The sequence below is a fragment of the Flavobacterium cellulosilyticum genome, from assembly GCF_004349355.1.
Taxonomy (GTDB): Bacteria; Bacteroidota; Bacteroidia; order Flavobacteriales; family Flavobacteriaceae; genus Flavobacterium; species Flavobacterium cellulosilyticum.
The window spans coordinates 1-1344 of the sequence record NZ_SMFK01000033.1 but is presented as its reverse complement, the minus strand read 5'-3'; the positions used below and the strand labels follow the sequence as shown (position 1 = coordinate 1344).

The 1344-nt window shown below is 31.5% G+C and carries 3 protein-coding genes; 2 read left to right on the top strand and 1 reads right to left on the bottom strand.

Translation table 11 applies throughout. The features are described from left to right. On the top strand, window positions 1-353 hold a 353-nt coding region (locus E0F76_RS19195; protein ID WP_407920995.1), incomplete at its 5' end, for an acyltransferase. 80 nt (window positions 354-433) lie between these two features. Here E0F76_RS19195 and E0F76_RS19190 read toward each other — a convergent pair. After that, complete coding sequence (locus E0F76_RS19190) at window positions 434-733, bottom strand: transposase (protein ID WP_132010157.1); 300 nt, start codon at window positions 731-733, stop codon at window positions 434-436. A 288-nt stretch (window positions 734-1021) separates the two neighbouring features. Between E0F76_RS19190 and E0F76_RS19185 the strand changes: the two genes are divergently transcribed. Further along, window positions 1022-1344, top strand: a 323-nt coding sequence (locus E0F76_RS19185) for a hypothetical protein (protein WP_132009984.1), incomplete at its 3' end; no start/stop codon positions are given.

The following is a 1344-nucleotide window of genomic DNA, read 5'->3' as shown; positions in this document are numbered from 1 at the left end:
AACTCACCATTGGAAATAATACACGCATTAATGGAGCAGATTTTAACGTTCACAACGGAACAAAAATAGAAATTGGATCTGGTTGTCTCTTCTCTACCAATATTGATGTCAGAACAACTGATAGTCATAATATTTTTAATTTTGATGGAGAGCGAATTAACCCTGACAAGAACATTCATATTGGAGAACACGTTTGGATCGGTAGAATGGTTTCCATATTAAAAGGGGCGAAAATTGGAAATGGATCTGTTATTGGATCGATGTCACTTGTATCAGGGATTATCCCAAATGAAGTAATCCCTGCAGGAGTGCCTGCGAAAACTATCAAAGAGAATATTACTTGGAAAGAATAATGATATATAACATTTCTTTGTATCTCCATTTACGAGGAGATTGTTATTAAGGTTTTCATTATTTTTTATGAAAGTATAAATCATCGACTGTTTTTGGAAAAGATGCCTATTGCTTTTTTTAATATATCCCGTTCTTGTTCTGCATCTTTGAGTCTTCTTTCAAGCTCGGCAATTCGTTCCTGTTCTGGCGTTTGCTTTAAATTGCCGTTCCCAGGAAAACTTCCTTGTCCGAACTCTTCATACTCTTTTTGCCACTTATATAACTGTGGAGCGGTAACTCCTAATTCTCTAGCCAGTTCTGAGAGATTATGTCTATCATAACTCAATTGAACGGCTTTCTCTTTAAAAGCTCGGTCATAAATTTTACGCACTTGTTTCATAAGTTACAAATTAAGGTTTATATTTTTAACTTTTTATGCGGGTAAAGTTAGCAAGTCCAATTCTTTGTCTTTATTTTTCCTATTTGACTAGTTAATAAATGGAAGTATTTTTCTAGTATAGGAAATTGGTTTAAAAAAAGTATATTTTTCTCATTACATTATTTTAATTTTAAAGTAATTTTCTCATAAAAATGATACATGTTATTTTGTTTTATAACTTTTTAAAATGTAGCAATTAATTAAAAATCTTTAACTATAAATCTTTAACTTTGAAATAAACATAGTGAAATGAAAGAACGACTTAAAAGAGTATTACTCTTTGCCAGAAATCGATGGGGCATATCAAATTCTATAAAAAAAAGTAAAGAGAGCAAAGTATTGATTTTGGGTAATTTACTTCATACCCGTATCCGAGCTCAAGGAAATTGTATGCTTGTTATCGAAAAGGGATGTAGAATCAGAAATGCTTCTATCGAAATTAAAGGTACTAACAATCGAATTCTTATTAAAGAGGATGTTTTTTTTTCTGGAAATGTTTCACTCATTGGTGATGGTAATGAACTCACCATTGGAAATAATACACGCATTAATGGAGCAGATTTTAACGTTCA